14 protein-coding genes are annotated in these 16,816 nt (G+C 40.0%); 11 read left to right on the forward strand and 3 right to left on the reverse strand.

Annotation, left to right across the window (positions count from 1 at the left end; all coding sequences use genetic code 11):
• Positions 1-24: 24 nt before the first annotated feature.
• Both MTN96_RS03680 and MTN96_RS03685 read right to left on the reverse strand, forming a co-directional pair.
• The gene (locus MTN96_RS03680; RefSeq protein ID WP_214553229.1) at positions 25-1,758 is read right to left on the reverse strand and encodes an AMP-binding protein; all 1,734 of its coding nucleotides are present in this window, start codon (positions 1,756-1,758) and stop codon (positions 25-27) included.
• Positions 1,759-2,088: 330 nt separating this feature from the next.
• Positions 2,089-2,535 carry a DUF3010 family protein gene (locus tag MTN96_RS03685; RefSeq protein WP_008110482.1) on the reverse strand — a complete coding sequence of 149 codons (447 nt, stop codon included), beginning with the start codon at positions 2,533-2,535 and terminating at the stop codon, positions 2,089-2,091.
• Between the two features lie 565 nt (positions 2,536-3,100).
• On the opposite strand from MTN96_RS03685, the gene thrS reads away from it, so the two are divergent.
• From thrS to MTN96_RS03735, 10 genes are all read left to right on the forward strand, one after another.
• On the forward strand, positions 3,101-5,011 hold the full coding sequence (thrS, locus tag MTN96_RS03690) for a threonine--tRNA ligase (protein ID WP_248530765.1): 1,911 nt from the start codon (positions 3,101-3,103) through the stop codon (positions 5,009-5,011).
• Positions 5,012-5,070: 59 nt separating this feature from the next.
• Entirely contained in the window at positions 5,071-5,631 is a 561-nt protein-coding gene (gene infC / locus MTN96_RS03695; protein ID WP_008110479.1) for a translation initiation factor IF-3, read from the forward strand.
• Positions 5,632-5,843: 212 nt separating this feature from the next.
• Positions 5,844-6,044, forward strand: coding sequence for a 50S ribosomal protein L35 (gene rpmI / locus MTN96_RS03700; RefSeq protein ID WP_004587840.1), 201 nt, complete (start codon positions 5,844-5,846; stop codon positions 6,042-6,044).
• A gap of 15 nt (positions 6,045-6,059) precedes the next feature.
• The gene (rplT, locus tag MTN96_RS03705; RefSeq protein WP_008110477.1) at positions 6,060-6,422 is read left to right on the forward strand and encodes a 50S ribosomal protein L20; all 363 of its coding nucleotides are present in this window, start codon (positions 6,060-6,062) and stop codon (positions 6,420-6,422) included.
• Between the two features lie 314 nt (positions 6,423-6,736).
• On the forward strand, positions 6,737-8,554 hold the full coding sequence (locus MTN96_RS03710; protein WP_248530766.1) for a M14 family metallopeptidase: 1,818 nt from the start codon (positions 6,737-6,739) through the stop codon (positions 8,552-8,554).
• Between the two features lies 1 nt (position 8,555).
• A complete protein-coding gene (locus MTN96_RS03715) occupies positions 8,556-9,197 on the forward strand; it encodes an MBL fold metallo-hydrolase (RefSeq protein WP_036982802.1) in 642 nt (213 codons plus the stop codon).
• Positions 9,198-9,281: 84 nt separating this feature from the next.
• Complete coding sequence (locus MTN96_RS03720; protein WP_008110469.1) at positions 9,282-9,740, forward strand: Lrp/AsnC family transcriptional regulator; 459 nt, start codon at positions 9,282-9,284, stop codon at positions 9,738-9,740.
• Positions 9,741-9,854: 114 nt separating this feature from the next.
• Positions 9,855-11,411, forward strand: coding sequence for a SulP family inorganic anion transporter (locus MTN96_RS03725; RefSeq protein WP_008110467.1), 1,557 nt, complete (start codon positions 9,855-9,857; stop codon positions 11,409-11,411).
• Positions 11,412-11,669: 258 nt separating this feature from the next.
• The gene (locus MTN96_RS03730) at positions 11,670-12,743 is read left to right on the forward strand and encodes a sensor histidine kinase (protein WP_008110465.1); all 1,074 of its coding nucleotides are present in this window, start codon (positions 11,670-11,672) and stop codon (positions 12,741-12,743) included.
• Positions 12,740-13,564, forward strand: a complete 825-nt coding sequence (locus MTN96_RS03735) for a LytTR family DNA-binding domain-containing protein (RefSeq protein ID WP_008110464.1) — start codon at positions 12,740-12,742, stop codon at positions 13,562-13,564. The genes MTN96_RS03730 and MTN96_RS03735 overlap by 4 nt, the downstream gene beginning before the upstream one ends.
• A 61-nt stretch (positions 13,565-13,625) precedes the next feature.
• Here MTN96_RS03735 and pyk read toward each other — a convergent pair whose 3' ends face one another.
• The gene (gene pyk / locus MTN96_RS03740; protein WP_036982801.1) at positions 13,626-15,062 is read right to left on the reverse strand and encodes a pyruvate kinase; all 1,437 of its coding nucleotides are present in this window, start codon (positions 15,060-15,062) and stop codon (positions 13,626-13,628) included.
• A gap of 350 nt (positions 15,063-15,412) precedes the next feature.
• Here pyk and gndA point away from each other — a divergent pair, with 350 nt between their 5' ends.
• Positions 15,413-16,786, forward strand: coding sequence for an NADP-dependent phosphogluconate dehydrogenase (gene gndA / locus MTN96_RS03745; protein ID WP_036982800.1), 1,374 nt, complete (start codon positions 15,413-15,415; stop codon positions 16,784-16,786).
• Positions 16,787-16,816: the final 30 nt, after the last annotated feature.

Here is a 16,816-nt window from a genome sequence, read left to right on the forward strand (position 1 = left end):
GATAGTGCTTTGCATTTAATCGGATTACGAAAATGCAGATTCGGCGAGCTCTTCTTGCATTTGTTCACGCATTTTAAATTTTTGCAATTTGCCGGTTACCGTCATCGGGTAATTTTCAACAAAGCGAATGTATTTAGGTTGTTTAAAGTAGGCGAGTTTGTCCTTTAAAAACAGACGAATTGCTTGCTCATCAAGCACTTCACCTTCTTTGGGTTGGATCCAAGCACAGACTTCTTCACCGAATTTTTCATCACTAATGCCAAAAATAGAGGCGTCTTGTATACCCGGGTAGGTGTAAAGCACTTCTTCAATTTCACGCGGATAAATGTTTTCACCACCACGAATAATCATGTCTTTAATTCTGCCAACAATGCTGACAAAGCCTTCGCTGTCCATTACCCCTAAATCGCCCGAGTGCAGCCAGCCTTCATTGTCGATAGTGGCTTTGGTTTTTTCTTCATCGTTCCAATAGCAGCGCATAATGCCGGCACCACGGCTACAAACTTCACCGGGTTGGCCTATTTTTTGAACTTCACCCACTTCATCAATAATTTTTACTTCAGTGTGTGCAAGCGCTCGTCCTACTGTGGTGACTTGACGCTCAATTGATGAGTCGGTTTCAGTGATGTTGTTGATTGGGCTACACTCTGTTTGTCCATAGGCTATAACGACTTGGTTCATATTCATGAGTGTTTGTACTTTACGCATAACTTGTTCGGGGCAGGTTGAGCCTGCCATAACACCGGTTCGTAATGTACTTAAGTCGTAATCACTAAAGTTATTAAGCTCTAATTCGCTTATAAACATAGTGGGTACACCATGAAGGCCGGTGCATTTTTCTTGTTGTACCACCTCCAATGTGGTTTTTGGATCGAAAGAATCACTTGGATAAATAGCTGCAGCGCCTTTACTTACGCACAATAAGCTGCCTAAAACCATGCCAAAGCAGTGATAAAGCGGTACAGGGATACAGAGCTTATCATATTCAGTAAAGTGCATAGCTTGTGCGACTAAAAGCGCATTATTCAATATATTTTTATGTGTCAACGTAGCCCCTTTAGGGTTTCCGGTGGTGCCAGAAGTAAATTGAATATTGATATCTTGATTGCAATCGAGGGTTTTAGCCACCGCTTGAAGTTCTAATTTATGTGCATCGGTGGGCATGCTCATAACCTCATTAAATGAGAACATACCATCGACGGGTTTATCACCAATACAAATTACATTTTTTAAGGTGGGTAATTTGGCTGCGGTTAACTCACCTTTGTTACAACGGCTAAGCTCAGGTGCTAAACTTTGCAGCATATTAATATAGTGGCTGCCTTTAAATTCAGTGGCGGTAATAAGCGTAGAGCATTCCACACTGTTTAGTGCATACTGCAGTTCACTTGGACGATACGCTGGGTTAATGCATACCATAATGGCACCTATTTTAGCGGTGGCAAATTGTGTTAAGCACCACTGTATATTGTTCGGTGACCAAATACCGACCCGTTCACCAGGTTTTACCCCTAAAGCCAGTAACCCCATAGCAAGTTGATTAATCTGCTGTTGAAATTGCTTATAGCTTAAACGTATATTTTGATGGGCAACGACTACGGCCAGAGCGTCTGGGTTATTGTCGACAATGGTGTCAAAGTAATCGCCTATGGTTTGTTCTACTAATGGTGTGCTCTGAATTCCTTTAAAATAGCTGTTTGATAGCGGTATAGTGTTTATTTGCTCTACTTCTTTTATCACTTTTTGTGTCGCTTTCATGACATACTCCATGTTTTTATTTTTGGGAGGCCTACTGCTTAAATAAACACGAATTGTCGACAAAGGAAAGGGGGTTAGACTAATGTATTATACCAACCCGCAATAATACTAAATCATTTTGAGGGGGCAAATCAGACGCTAGCTGTGTTAAAAATTTCTCATTTAGAACAACTAACTAACGAAATTTTTGCCTTGATATCGACACGATTTTCCTCCCTCAAATTAGATCACTTAGTTAAGCGAATTGGTATTACTGTTTTTATATAGAATTTAAACAAAAAAAACGTGTACTCTCTAGCGAATACGCGTTTTTATGAGGGTGTAATTAATTTACATTTCGTCGCTGCGATACGTTTTTTTCATGATGTAAACGTAAGCATTAACAAATGCATTTTCTTGATACTTTTTCAGACCGGTGTCTTCGAACGCGATAGGGATTGGGTTGCGTTTTACTTGCTCTTTTATTTCAGTAGTTGAAAACACGCGAACATCGAGGTTGTCGATTAACTGAATAGCGGTTTCCATTTTGAATCCTTTAGCGCTGCCAGCAAACTTACCTTTAGGTTGGCGTTCGCGAATGGCAACCGAATCAATTTGGTAATCTTGCATTAACTTGGCAAAATCAAACTGAAACTTACGCATTACTTCAGTGTCGTTACCGTTACCTAAGGTAAAGCGTGTTTGGCGCACGTCACGAATATCAAAAACGTCATTATCTTTACTTAAAATACAAAGTAGTACATCACTACCGGTAATTTCTACACCACATGTTCTCATTGCTAATCTCTACTATAACTTAATTACCCGTTATTATACGCAACACGCATTAAAATGCGAGTTTAAGCACTTACAGTGGTGTTTTTGTTTGCGCTTAACGTCCATTCGTCATTTTGATGTAACAAGGTCTGTTTATCTTTGCGGCTAAATGTGCAGCCCTCCTTTTTTTAGCTAAGACAGCGCTATGGTTTGTTTACTTTAAACAGGTGTGAGCGTTGCTCAATTTTTACTTAGCACCAGGTGATAGCTCCCGCGCTTTAACTAAATCGCCCCTAGATTAAACAAATCCTAATACTGAAAACTCAACAGACTCTTATTAAACGTTATTAATTGCACTTTTATGGTAAAATTGGGTGGTTTTTAATAGCTTAAAACTTGTAATTAATGCTGCAGCACGCGACAATAACTTTCTTGTAGTTGAGCAGACTCAGCATCTACATTAGCCATTTACGGCGAAAAATAGTCAATGCTTATTCGTAAAAGCGTTGTCGAGTCATTCTCATTTAATTAATTAAAAATACACGTGATACATTGTAGGTGTCACCACTGTATGTAAGGATTTATAATGCCAGTTATTACTCTTCCTGACGGTAGTCAGCGTAGTTTTGAAAACCCTGTAAGCACTCTTGATGTAGCAAACAATATAGGCCCTGGTCTTGCTAAAGCCACCATTGCGGGTCGTGTTAATGGCGAACGCGTAGATGCGTGTGATTTAATTAGTGACGATTCTCGTCTTGAGATCATTACCGTAAAAGACGACGATGGCCTAGAGATTATTCGCCACTCGTGTGCGCACTTAATTGGTCATGCTGTTAAACAACTTTTCCCTGATGCAAAAATGGCGATTGGTCCAACAATTGATAACGGTTTTTACTACGATATTGATATGGAACATTCGTTATCTCAAGATGATCTTGATGCTATTGAAAAGCGTATGTTACAGCTTGCAAAAACAAACTACGACGTAGTGAAAAAAACCGTTAGCTGGCAAGAAGCGCGCGACACTTTTGCAGCGCGTGGCGAAACATACAAAATTGAAATACTAGACGAAAATATCCCACAAGATGACCGTCCAGGTTTATATCATCACGAAGAATACATCGATATGTGTCGTGGTCCTCATGTGCCAAACATGAAATTTTGTCAAAACTTCAAAATTATGAAAGTGGCCGGCGCATACTGGCGCGGTGATAGTGAAAACAAAATGCTACAGCGTATTTACGGCACAGCATGGGGCGATAAAAAGCAACTTAAAGCGTATTTAAAGCGTTTAGAAGAGGCTGAGAAGCGCGATCACCGTCGTATCGGTAAAGCACTCGATTTATGGCACTGGCAAGAAGAAGCGCCAGGTATGGTATTTTGGCACAACGATGGTTGGAGCATTTACCGTGAGCTAGAAGACTTTGTGCGTGAAAAATTACGTGAGTACCAATACGAAGAAGTGAAAGGTCCAATGATGATGGATCGCTCTTTGTGGGAAAAATCAGGGCATTGGGAAAAATATTCAGAGGCAATGTTTACCACTGAATCTGAAAAGCGTGAATACGCAATTAAACCAATGAATTGCCCAGGCCACGTACAAATTTTCAACCAAGGTTTAAAATCGTACCGTGACTTACCACTACGTATGGCAGAGTTTGGTTGTTGTCACCGTAATGAACCATCAGGCGCGCTTCATGGCTTAATGCGTGTACGCGGCTTTACCCAAGATGATGCTCATGTATTTTGTACAGAAGAGCAAATCATGGATGAAGTATCGGCCTGTATTAAAATGGTTTACGATACCTATGAAACATTTGGTTTCGAAAAAATTGTTGTTAAACTTTCAACTCGCCCAGAGCAACGTATTGGCGAAGATGAAATGTGGGACAAAGCAGAGCTTGCACTTGCTGACGCACTTAAAGCAAATGACATTGAATTTGATTATTTACCAGGTGAAGGGGCGTTTTATGGCCCTAAAATTGAATTTACTTTGTACGATTGCTTAGACAGAGCGTGGCAGTGTGGTACAGTGCAACTAGATTTTGCATTACCGGGTCGTTTGGGCGCTACTTATGTAGCTGAAAATAACGAACGTCGCACACCTGTTATGATACACCGCGCTATTTTAGGGTCTATTGAGCGTTTTATCGGTATTTTAACAGAAGAGTACGCTGGTTTATTCCCAACGTGGCTTGCGCCTAAGCAAGTGGTGATTATGAATATCACCGATAAACAAGCACCTTATGTGCAGGAAATTGTACAAAAATTAAATAAACTTGGAATTAGAGCCGCTGCCGACTTGAGAAATGAGAAGATTGGCTTTAAAATCCGAGAACATACACTTAAGCGTATTCCTTACTTACTGGTTGTTGGCGATAAAGAAGTTGAACAACAGCAAGTAGCAGTACGAACTCGCACAGGTGAAGACCTAGGCAAATTTAATGTCGATGATTTTATCGCTAAAATCAGTGAAGAAATCAAAAATCGACAGTAAAAATCGAGCGTGTAGGGCAATCACAAACGGCCAACTACACGCTTATATTATTGATATTCTTGGAGGAACGTACCATTAGAGGCGGCAAGAAAGGGCAACAAACAGCTCAAAAAAATCGTATTAACGAAGAAATTACAGCGCTAGAAGTTCGTTTAATCGACATCGACGGCGAACAAGCTGGAATTCAGTCATTAAAAGACGCGCAAGCTATGGCTGATGCAGCGGGTGTTGATCTTGTAGAGATCAGTCCAAACGCTGAGCCGCCTGTTTGTAAGGTTATGGACTACGGTAAGTTCATCTTTGAAAAAAGCAAAGAACTAAAAGAGCAGAAGAAAAAGCAAAAGCAAATCCAGATTAAAGAAATCAAATTCCGTCCGGGAACGGATGAAGGCGATTATCAGGTTAAGCTGCGCAACTTACGTAAGTTCTTAGAAGCTGGCGATAAAGCTAAGATAACTATCCGCTTCCGTGGTCGTGAAATGGCTCACCAAGAAATTGGTATCGAATTATTAAACCGTATTAAAACCGATTTAGAAGAGTTAGCAGTTGTTGAGTCTTTCCCAAATCGTGTTGAAGGTCGTCAAATGGTTATGATGATGGCACCGGTTGCTAAAAAGTAATAATTAGGCGATAATACGCACCGAATTTAGCTCAGGTTTGCAAGTGGTGTGAAAATGTCCACCTGAGTTAACCGGTTTTAAAGTAAAATTGCGGTATTTATATCGGGTTTTCACCGGAACATAGCAGTAAGTTAGGCCTTTAAAGTGGAGCTATAGCAATATATCTCACGCCTTCTTACTAAATTTTAAGCAATACAATTGGAGTTATTGCAATGGCTTACAAGCTAAAAAGTCACAGAGGCGCAGCTAAGCGTTTCAAAAAGACTGCTTCTGGCGGTTTCAAGCGTAAACAAGCGCATCTTCGTCACATTCTGACTAAGAAAACTTCTAAGCGTAAGTTACACCTACGTCCTAAGATGATGGTTCATAAAAATGACCATGGTCTAGTTTCACGTATGTTACCATTCGCTTAATAGGGGTTTTTAGAAATGGCAAGAGTTAAACGCGGCGTTGTCGCACGTGCACGTCACAAAAAAGTTTTAAAACAAGCGAAAGGTTACTACGGAGCACGTTCACGTGTTTACCGCGTAGCTTTCCAGGCTGTTACTAAAGCGGGTCAATACGCTTACCGTGACCGCCGTGCTAAGAAACGTACTTTCCGTCAACTATGGATTGCACGTATCAATGCTGCTTCACGTCAAAATGGTCTGTCTTACAGCCGTTTTATCAATGGTCTTAAAAAGACATCTGTAGAAATCGATCGTAAGATCCTTGCAGATATCGCTGTTTACGACCAAGTTGCATTCGCAGCGCTTGTAGCAAAAGCAAAAGAAGGCCTAGCGGCAGCTTAAGTTTTTGTATAAGTAATGAAAAGGAGCCCATGGCTCCTTTTTTTGTGCCTGTAATTTACTGTTTTAGCTATGCCATACCTTTTAGTGCCGTGTATCCATTTAACTTAAATTAGCTAAACCAGAATTTTAGGCATGTTCATTGTTGCTCTTAAGGTTGATATTAATTATGTTTTTATCAGTACTTGAGCAAATAATCAAAGGGAACTGCAGTTGGCTGCATTTTTTTGTTGAACCACCGCAGTTTTGGCATCTAAAAAGCTTTAATTGCTATAATTTCTTTAATTAATGCGTTTGCTAGAGAAGTATATGTTTATATGTTTATAAGTTTATTGGTTTTATCTGCAAGTATGGCAAATAGCGATCATTTACCGCCATTATTACCATGGGAAGGTAGTAGTACCTCACTATTACAACAACAGGGACCTTTAACCACAGACTTTGAAATTTCTGCGGGTGTCTCGTCTCCTAATTATGCTGATACCATGGCATTTGTTGATAGGTTGGTAGCGGCGAATCCCACTCAATTTAAATCAAAAACGATTGGCTATAGTAATAGTAAACGAGCAATAAAAATGTTGATTGCCAGCGAACAAGGTTTTTTTAATGCGGGGCAAATGGCCAATAGCACCAAACCAACCGTGCTTATTCAGGCTGGTATTCACGCTGGTGAGATTGATGGTAAAGATGCAATGTTTATGTTGCTTAGAGATATTGCTACGGGTAAACGACGCGATATATTAAAAAAGGTAAACATTTTATTTATTCCAATATTAAACGTTGATGGTCACGAGCGTAGTAGTGCGTTTAATCGTATTAATCAGCGTGGCCCTGTCAAAATGGGTTTTAGAACAAACGCAAATAATCTTAATTTAAATCGTGATTTCACTAAATTAGATACCCCCGAGGTTAAAAGCGTACTTGCAGTCATTAACGATTATAATCCGAATTTATATATAGACGTACATGTGACTGATGGGGCTGATTACCAATACGATGTCACCTACGGCTATAACCCAGTATTTGCTAGCGAGTCGCCTGCCATTTCAGATGCGCTTAACCGTTATTTTAAACCAGTGATTGATCAAACTCTCGCTGAGCAAGGCCATATTCCGGGCCCTTTAGTGTTCGTTATGGATAAGCAAGAATTTAAATCGGGGCTGGCCGGTTGGGTTGCCACACCGCGGTTTTCAAACGGGTGGGGTGATTTAAAGTCATTGCCTACCATTTTAGTTGAAAACCATTCTTTAAAGCCATACAAACAACGCGTGTTAGGGACTTATGTGTTTATAGATGGTGCTATTGAAGCATTATCAGCGCATAAAGATAAACTCGCTAATGCAGTAAAAAAAGAACAAGAATTTGTTCCTAAGCAATTAATTGTTAAGCGTGGTTACTCTGAGCAGCCAGATCATATCGCGTTTAAAGGTATTGCTTATTCTAAAAGCCTGAGCCCATTGTCAAATCAACAAGAAGTAAGCTATTTGGGTAAAAAACAAGATTATGACAAGCTGCCTATTTTTTGGCAAAAAGAGGTGCAGCACAGGGTTGAAGTACCAAAATCATTTTTTATTCCACCTGTTTACACCGATATTATTGAGAAATTAGTCCTGCATGGGGTGTCAGTTAATAAGCTCAGTGGTGCCAACACTCAGCCATTAAAAATGGCAAAAGTAGCGCAATATAGTTTTGATAAAGCGCCATTTGAAGGGCGTTTTAGAGTGTCGGCTAGTTTTGATTATGTACCAGCTACAAATGTGGATTTAGATGGTTGGTTTGAAGTGAGTACACAGCAAAAGGTAGGAGAGTTAGCTGTCCACTTGCTACATCCTGAGGCACCAGATTCATTTTTTGCTTGGGGGGAGTTTAATAGTATTTTTCAGCGCACTGAATATATGGAAAATTATGCTTTGATACCGTTTGCTGAAAAAATGCTTGCTGATGACCCAAAATTAGCCCAAGAATTTGAAAAAAAAGTAAACCAGGATAAAGACTTTGCTAAGAACGCTGATGCACGTTTAAATTGGTTATATGAGCATAGCCCATTTTATGATCAAGCTTATTTAAAATACCCAATATTAATGTCATACGAAGAGAATATAGTTATTCCAGCGCAAAAAGATAAAGAAATATAAGATGAAAATAATCACTATTCCCGTAACCCCGTTTATGCAAAATTGCCGCATTATAGTATGTGAACAAACCCAGCAAGCTGTCGTGGTTGACCCTGGCGGTGATGCTGACAAAATTAATGCAGCACTTAAGCAGCATAATTTATCATTGGCAGCGATTTGGTTAACCCATGGGCATTTAGATCATGTGGGCGCTGCGCATAATTTACGCGAGCAACACAAGGTAAAAATGATTGGGCCTCATGAGGATGAACGTTTTTGGTTCGACAATTTACCGATGCAAGCCACTATGTTTGGCTTTAAACCGATCAATTCCTTCTATCCTGATGAATGGTTAGCTCATGGTGATAGTATCAAGGTTGGGCTGCTTGAATTTAAAGTACTTCATTGCCCAGGGCATACACCAGGGCATGTTGTGTTTTATCAACAAGCACACAATACGGTTATCGTCGGGGATGTTATTTTCAAAGGTTCAATAGGGCGTACCGACTTTCCTAGAGGCGACAGCAAGCAGCTAATCGACTCTATAGTACAACATATCATGACATTACCACCGAACACTGCAATTTTAAGTGGCCATGGTAACAACACCCATGTTGCTCATGAACAGGCTACTAACCCATTTGTAAGTGGCCAGTTTGGTTGATGTGCATATTTGTTAAAAATAAGCAGACTGCTTTTTAAAAAAGCTGTATAATTTAACCAATTTATTAGATAAATAAGAAATAAAATGTCTCTAAATCACGTAGATCGCCAAATATTGGCACTTTTACAACAAGATGCAAGTTTATCAACTGCTGAGATTGCAGACAAAGTCGGACTTTCTCAGTCTCCTTGTTGGCGTCGTATTGCTAAATTAGAACAAGATGGCTATATCAAAAGTAAAGTCGCATTGCTTGATGAAAAAAAGCTGGGCTTTGATATGTTGGTTTACGCCCATGTACGTTTATCAAACCATGGTAAAAAGAATTTAGCTGAGTTTGAAAAATTAATACTTAGCTATGATGAAGTGACTGAATGTTACACCATGGCTGGCACTATGGACTTTATGTTGCGTATTATTTCTCAAGGCATAGAAGGTTATGAGCACTTTGTACGCGATAACTTGCTTAGCTTAGAATATGTACAAGAGGTTCATTCTAATGTGACCATGACGTGTGTTAAACGAAGCACAGCACTGCCACTTTAAACTTTACTAAGCAGCTAAAAACACACAGGCTGAATTAACTATAATTGTGAAATGAGCGCTAATTCGATAAAATCTAGCGCTTTTTTTGTTAGCGAAATAAAACTGAGGAACTCAATGTTTAACTTACTCAGCAGAGCGCCAAGCTCTGCTAAAAACGATATTCTCTCTGGATTGACAGTGGCACTTGCCTTGATCCCAGAAGCTGTTGCATTTGCCTTTGTTGCAAATGTAGAACCTCTTGTTGGTTTATACGCTGCATTTATTGTGGGCTTAATTACGGCTATTTTTGGTGGTCGTCCGGGTATGATTTCGGGTGCAACCGGTGCATTAGCGGTTGTGATGGTAAGTTTAGTACTTGATCACGGAGTGGAATACCTATTTGCCACTGTGTTGCTGATGGGGCTACTACAAATATTGGCTGGGGTATTTAAGCTCGGTAAATTTATTCGTATGGTTCCACATCCTGTTATGCTCGGTTTCGTTAACGGTTTAGCGATTGTTATATTTTTAGCCCAGCTTGGACAGTTTAAAGTGCCTGATGGTGCTGGCGGCCAAATGTGGATGACGGGCAGTGCGCTTTACATCATGTTAGGTTTAGTGGCGCTAACGATGGCAATTATTCACTTTTTACCAAAATTAACTACCGCGGTGCCTTCATCACTGGTTGCTATTGTTACTGTAACGGGTTTAGTGATTGGTCTTGATTTAGAAGCACGTACGGTACTTGATTTCTTAAAAGGCATGACAGGAAATGAAGCTGCAACCATTGCCGGTGGCTTACCACAGTTTCATATTCCTATGGTGCCTTTTAATTTAGAAACACTACAAATTATCTTTCCATATGCGCTTATTTTAGCAGCAATTGGCTTAATTGAATCGCTGTTAACGCTAAGCTTGATTGACGAAATTACAGAAACCCGTGGCCATTCTAATAAAGAATGTATTGGCCAAGGTGCGGCCAACGTCACATGTGGCTTTTTTGGTGCAATGGGTGGCTGTGCCATGATTGGCCAATCCATGATCAATATTAATTCAGGTGGACGTTCGCGTTTATCAGGTATTAGTGCCGCATTGATGTTACTGGCATTTATTATCTTCGCTTCAAGCTTAATCGAAATGATTCCACTGGCCGCATTAGTTGGGGTTATGTTTATGGTGGTACTGGGTACATTTGAATGGGCGAGTTTCAAAATGATGAAACGTGTGCCTTTATCTGATGCTTTTGTAATTGTATTAGTTTCGGGTGTAACGGTTATTACCGACCTTGCGATTGCGGTGTGTGTAGGTGTTATTGTCTCTGCGTTAGTGTTTGCATGGCAGCATGCAAAACATATTTACACAACTAACTATATTGATAAAGAAGGTTCAAAAGTGTACGAGCTACATGGGCCTTTATTTTTTGGTTCGGTTAAAAACTTTGCTGATTTATTTGATGTTAAGAACGACCCTAAAGATGTGATTGTTGAGTTTAAATACAGCCGCGTTGCGGATCATAGTGCGATTGAGGCCATCGACAGCTTAGCTGACAAATACAATAAAGCGGGTAAAAAGCTGCACCTGCGTCACTTAAGTAAAGACTGTACAGAACTACTTCATAAAGCACGTGACTTAGTTGAAGTGAACGTAATTGAAGATCCGACTTATAAAGTTGCTTCAGATAAGCTTGCTTAAAAAATAAAAGTAAACATTGATAAGCGAAAGGTGGATGCCTTTCGCTTTTTTTATGCGTTTTAAACCATCCGCCAGGGGTAATTGCAACACGAGTTTTAGTTTGTCTAATGTAACAACTAAACCAGAACTGAACATCCATCCTGTATTTATTTAATTTATTGTTTGCGATAGGGCTATTAAAAAGTAAGACAGTTGGTAGTGCTATACCTGACGATAAATCGATATAATAGTGACAAATTTACAAGGTAATAATTAATTTTGAATTGGCAGTCTTTAATTGATAACAGGCAACGTTTTTTCTGGCTTTTGCAAATTGCAGGCTGGATAGGTTATGCGTTAGTTAACTACATTGGTTCTAAAGTATTCGAAATGCGTGATATTTACGTATTCGTTATTTTACTAAACGCCTATGCGGGCTGTTTAATGACTGTGCCTCTGCGTTATATTTATCGCAAAATTTGGAATGCCTCACCTTGGGTATTAATTATTGTTGTATTTGGCGCCTCTTATATAACCGGTACATTATGGGCCGTGGTGCAAAAGTTTAACCTGTGGGAAATTTATCGCCACGGATACCGTCCTGAAGAATGGTTTTATTATTTACAACAAGGACTTGATTCTGTTTATATTATTTTGTGTTGGAGTGGTTTGTACTTTGGGGTTAAGTATTACCAGTTATTACAAAGTGAACGTCAAAAAGCCTTAAAAGCGACCACAATGGCGCACGAAGCGCAGTTAAAAATGCTTAGATACCAGCTAAATCCTCATTTTTTGTTTAATACGCTCAATGCAATATCAACCTTAGTTTTGGTAAAAGAAAATAAAGATGCTAACTTGATGGTATCTAAATTGAGTGACTTTTTACGCTATACGCTTAATACTGATCCAATTAAAAAAGTGCCGCTGGAGCAAGAGTTACATGCATTAATGCTCTATTTAGAAATTGAACGTGTACGTTTTGATGAGCGCTTACAAGTTAATGTGGACGTGAGTGAGCAGGCCAAACAAGCATTAGTGCCAAGCTTAATATTACAACCGATCATTGAAAATGCCATTAAGTACGCCATTGCCCATATGTCAGAAGGTGGTGTTATTGATATAAAAGCGCAAGTTTTTGCTAATGAATTATTACTTGAAGTGGGCGATAATGGGCCTGGCACTGATATTGAAAATGGTCAGTTAGTTAATGCACAAGGCGTAGGGGTGGCAAACACCCGAGACAGATTAAAAACGCTCTACGAAAATAATTACTCGTTTGTATTATCACATAATACGCCAAGTGGATTAAAAGTTAATCTGCGTGTCCCGTTTGAGAAGGCTGTGAAGAAATGACAAGAATAAAAACGCTTATTGTTGATGATGAACCATTAGCACGTAAAGGTTTAGCCGTCAGGCTTGAAGAGTTTTCTGATATTGAAGTGATCAAACTGTGTAGCTCAGGTTTTGATGCGATTGAAAGTTGTAAAAACGAAAAAATTGATCTTGTCTTTCTTGATATTCAAATGCCTGGTATGAACGGTTTTGAAGTCGCACGTGCTTTAAGTGAAAGCAGTAAAGATTTACCTGCCATTGTGTTTGTTACGGCGTTTGATCACTTTGCTGTTAAAGCATTTGAAATTCATGCTTTAGATTACATTTTAAAACCCGTTGATGATAACAGATTAAAACAGGCGGTAGAAAAAGTGCATACCTATTTAAAAACTCAGCAGGATAACGCCCATAAGAAAAAACTAGCGAGTTTCGTAGCAGGGATAACAGGTAATAACTGCGAAGAAATTCTAAAGAAATTAGCCACTGGCGATACTTTAACTGATCGTCGCTATCCTGAATCATTGGCTGTAAAAGAGCAGGGGGAAATTGTCAGAGTACCTGTTGCTACTATACAATGGGTAGATGCGGCAGGTGATTACATGTGTCTGCATTGCCAAGATGGGCAAACGCATATATTACGTAAAACTATGAAAGAGCTTGAACAAGAATTGGATCCAAGCCTATTTGTACGTGTTCATCGCAGCGCGATTGTTAACACCAAACAAATTAGCAAGCTGGTAACTCAGGTTAGTGGTGAATATTTATTAGTGTTAGATAACGGACAAGAGCTTAAAGTAAGTAGAAGTTACCGTGATAAAGTAAAAGCAGCATTAGCTAGCTAACTTTAATAAATAGCATAAAAAAACGCGAGCTTTTAGCTCGCGTTTTTTATGCGTGTTACGATTACGAAACCGTGACTATTTTCATCGTGTTGGTTGCACCAATCGTTTCCATCGCATCACCGTGGGTAATGATCACGGTATCGCCTGCTTGTAAAGAGCCTGCGGCTACGAGTGTGCTTAGTGCATCTTTAACCATGCTATCTTTTTCACATTTTGTAGAGTCAAAAAATACAGGGTAAACACCACGATACAGTGCTGTTTGACCTAATGTACTTGCATGACGTGAAAGTGAATAAATAGGCAGTCCAGAGCTAATACGCGACATCAATTTTGCCGTGCTACCTGACTCAGTAAGCGTGATAATCGCTTTAACAGAGTCTAAGTGGTTAGCTGCATACATAGCTGATAAGGCAATTGATTCGGCATTAGAAGAAAAACGGCTGTCTAAACGATGTTTAGAAACGTGTGTTTCTTTTTGCGATTCAGCACCTAAACAAACACGCGCCATAGTCGCAACGGTTTCTTCCGGGTAATCACCAGCGGCTGTTTCAGCAGAAAGCATCACTGCATCTGTGCCATCAAGTACTGCATTGGCAACATCCATAACTTCTGCGCGTGTTGGCATAGGGTTATCGATCATCGATTCCATCATTTGCGTAGCGGTTACTACGGTACGATTTAATGAACGAGCACGACGAATAATAAGTTTTTGTTTACCCATCAGTGCAGCATCACCAATTTCAACACCTAAGTCGCCACGGGCAACCATAACAGCGTCAGACGCTAAAATAATGTCATCAACTGCTTCTTGTGTTTCTACTGCTTCAGCACGCTCAATTTTAGCTAAAAGCTGTGCATTAGAGCCTGCAGCCTCCGCTAATGAACGTACATAACGCATATCATCGCCACTGCGAGGAAAAGAAACCGCAATGTAATCAACACCAATTTCAGCAGCGGTGATTAAATCTTCCTTATCCTTTTCCGTAAATGCAGGTGCCGTTAAGCCACCACCTAAACGGTTAATCCCTTTATTATTAGAAAGGACGCCGCCAACAGTCACAATGGTGTGAACTAAGTGACCTTCAACACTTTCTACGGTAAGTTGAATTAAGCCATCGTTTAATAGCAATAAATCACCAGGGGCAACATCTTGTGGTAGCTCTTTGTAGTCAATACCGACGGCGTTAATATCGCCTTGGCCTTTTTCCATTTTGGCATCAAGAATAAATTTTGCACCAACAGATAAGGTCACTTTGCCTTCTTTGAAGGTTGAAACGCGAATTTTTGGGCCTTGTAAGTCAGCGAGAATCGCGATGTGCTTACCAAGTTTAGTTGCAATATCTCGAACAGCTTGTGCACGGTTTTTGTGATCTTGTGCAACACCGTGTGAGAAATTTAATCGAACGACATTTGCGCCTGCACGAATAATTTTTTCTAAGTTATTATCTCTATCTGTTGCAGGTCCAAGTGTCGCGACTATTTTTGTACGTCTTAACATTAAATTCTCCTGTGTGCTTTTTTTAAGCAAGTTGACGGTTATTTTGTTTTTAGCGATTACTAATAAAGAGCAATCTTTAGTTTTATGCAATTTTTATAACATTGCGACTATTATATACAAAATGAATATGTCATCATTATGACACCGGTGTCACAGGGCGTCAATGATCTAAAAATTTAAATAGCACTGCTATTTCTTCCCCTGAGAGGGCGGTTGTTTGATATAATTGCGGCGTTTATTTTAACTGTAATAAATGCATGTAGCTTTGCTCATGGCTGCGGTCTGAGTATAATGCACGCGGTATTATTTTAATTTACTAACCAAATAGTTGTTACCGAGGAGGGCACTAAATGCAAGTTGCATTAGTAGGGTTAGGCGTTATGGGGAAAAATCTTGCCCTGAACTTGATTGAAAAAGGGATAACGCTTGTCGCTTATGACAAAAACCCAAATGCGGGTGAAGAATTACTAAGTTGTGCTAAATCACAAGGCATGGCTGATAAACTTCACATTGTCTCTGATCTAGGGGATATGGTTAGGCGTTTAGAAGCACCGCGTTCTATTTTATTACTTGTGCCTGCTGGTGAGTTAGTTGATGCGGTTTGCAACGAGCTTATTGAAGCGGGTGTTCAGTGTAGTGACATTATTGTTGATTGTGGCAACAGTAATTACAAAGACGGTATTAACCGTAAGCTCAAATACCAAGATAAGTTTGAATTTGCCACTATGGGTATTTCAGGCGGTGCCGAGGGTGCACGTCACGGTCCAGCTATGATGGCCAGTGGTTCTGAAGGTGGCTGGGAGCGTGTCGAGCCATGGTTTACAAAGGTTGCTGCAAGCTATAAAGGCGAGTCGTGTTTTGCGCGTGTGGGCCAGTCAGCCAGCGGCCATTTTGTAAAAATGGTTCACAATGGAATTGAATACGCACTCATGCAACTGATTGCTGAAGTGTATCAGCTACTTCGTCACGGCACTAATCGCTCACCTAAAGAAATTGCAGAGATATTTAACGAATGGTCTCAAGGGCAGCTAAATAGCTATTTACTGTCAATTTCAAGCCATATTTTATCACTTGAAAATTCGCATAATATGCCGCTTGTAGATTTAATTGACAATAAAGTAGGCGCAAAAGGCACCGGTTTATGGACAGCACAAAACGCCCTTGAATTAGGTATTGCGGTACCGTCGCTAGTGGCTGCTGTACAAGCTCGTCATTTAACCAATGCGTGTAATACCACTGCCGCACAAGAAATGACGTACAGCGCACAAAATACCACGCAAGTTGATATTGATTTAGACGAGCTTAAAGATGCGTTTACCCTTGCGAGCCTGTTGGCATACCGTCAAGGACTTGCATTAATTAAAGGCGCTTCACGAACCCATCAATGGAAAGTTGATTTAGCGAAAACGTTACAAACATGGCGTGCAGGGTGTATTATCCGTGCTGATTACCTTGATAGTGTAGCGCAAGGCGTTGAGTTTATTGACACGCTTGAAAAAGAGTCATTAGCGATGCGTAAAGTGACTGGCCAAGCCGTTATGACGGGTCTGGCGTTTCCTGTGCTTAGTGCAACACAAACCTACTTAGCAACGCTAACAACACCAAGTAATGGGCACTTAGTTCAAGCCCAGCGTGATTACTTTGGTGAGCACGGCATTAAAACTCACAGTGGTGAAACGTGTCATTTAACTGACTTAGTTGATATTGACGCAAAAGTTCGTTAATAAAATCTAAGTAAACAAAAAAGGACGCTA

It is taken from the genome of Pseudoalteromonas sp. 2CM28B (assembly GCF_023161935.1).